The 1,387-nt window shown below is 59.3% G+C and carries 2 protein-coding genes; both read left to right on the top strand.

The annotated features are described in order from the left end of the window. A partial coding sequence (locus AC11W3_RS11550; RefSeq protein WP_484093053.1) for a sulfurtransferase TusA family protein occupies positions 1 to 111 on the top strand: 111 nt, incomplete at its 5' end. Positions 112 to 466: 355 nt separating this feature from the next. Beyond that, positions 467 to 1,387: tRNA 2-thiouridine(34) synthase MnmA (mnmA, locus tag AC11W3_RS11545; protein ID WP_484093052.1), on the top strand; the 921-nt coding region annotated here is incomplete at its 3' end.

The following is a 1,387-nucleotide window of genomic DNA, read 5'->3' as shown; positions in this document are numbered from 1 at the left end:
GAACCGGTGAAGAACGTGCCGCGGAGTCTTAAGGCTGAAGGGCACAAGCTCCTTGGTCTCAAGGAGTGCGACGGGCACTACGTGCTGACGCTGGAAAAGGGCGAAGACTAACTCCCCGAGCTCGAAGAAAACCGGGTCGTATAAAGGGCACGGGATTCACGATGAAGGAAGCTATCGGCTTTCTATCGTGGGTTTCGTGCCTTTGCGTTTATCGTCGCTCTGCTGACGGCCCCTTCGAGCGCTTCTGCACATCAATGCTGAAGTCAAAGGCAATCCCCCCTGTCCCCCCTTTGACAAGGGGGGGACGCTTGGTTCTCCTTCTCCGCAACATTTAGACCGCAACATTTAGATCGTCGCCAGGTAAGATCCCCCTAGCGCAGAAAAAGGCTTTGACTTTATCGGTGGCATCCGTGAAAATCCGGGGGCGGGTTTTTCATTATAGAGGCAGGGGAAGATGACTGATTTGATGAACGAAAAGAAACGGGTAGTGGTGGCAATGAGCGGCGGGGTCGATTCTTCGGTGACGGCTGCCCTCCTCAAGGAGCAGGGTCACGAGGTCATAGGGGTCTCGATGCAGTTGTATGAACCGTCGGGGGAGATCCGACCCGGTGGCCGCACCTGCTGCTCGCTTACCGATGTCATGGACGCCGGCCGTGTCGCCAAACGCCTCGGCATCCCGTTCGAGGTCGTCGATCTCCGGGAGCGCTTCAAGGAACTTGTGATGGATAATTTCATCGCCGAGTACGCCGCCGGCCGCACCCCCAATCCCTGCGCCCGCTGCAACGACCGGATCAAATTCGGAGTCCTCCTTGGCATGGCGCAATCGCTCGGCGCCGACATGCTGGCGACGGGACACTACGCCCGCATCGAGAAGGACGCTGCCGGGACGTACCAGTTGCTGAAGGGGCTCGACCCTGCCAAGGACCAGAGTTATTTCCTCTTCGGCATGAGCCAGGACGAACTGGCCCGAACGGTCTTTCCTGTCGGAGGGCTGGAAAAGCGGCAAACGCGGGAGCTGGCCGCGAAGTTCAACCTCCCGGTGGCACAGAAGCATGAGAGCCAGGAGATCTGCTTCATTCCGGACAACAATTACGTCCGGTTCCTGAAAGAAAACGGTGTGGCAGCCTCGCCGGGCGAGATAGTCGATGCCGCCGGCGACCAACTCGGCGTGCATGAAGGAATTTACAACTACACCGTCGGGCAGAGGCGCGGCCTCGGCATCGCGTGGAAGGAGCCCCTCTACGTGACGGGGATCGATACGGAGAGTTCACGGGTGATTGTCGGCCCGAGGGAAGAGCTCGCCAGGGAGAGTCTGATCGCCGGGGAAGTGACCTGGACCAGCGTGCCGATCTCAGGGACCTTCAAAGGATCCTGCGCCATACGCTAC

The sequence above is a fragment of the Geomonas sp. genome (genome assembly GCF_056994735.1).
This window is presented reverse-complemented; position numbering and strand designations above follow the sequence as displayed.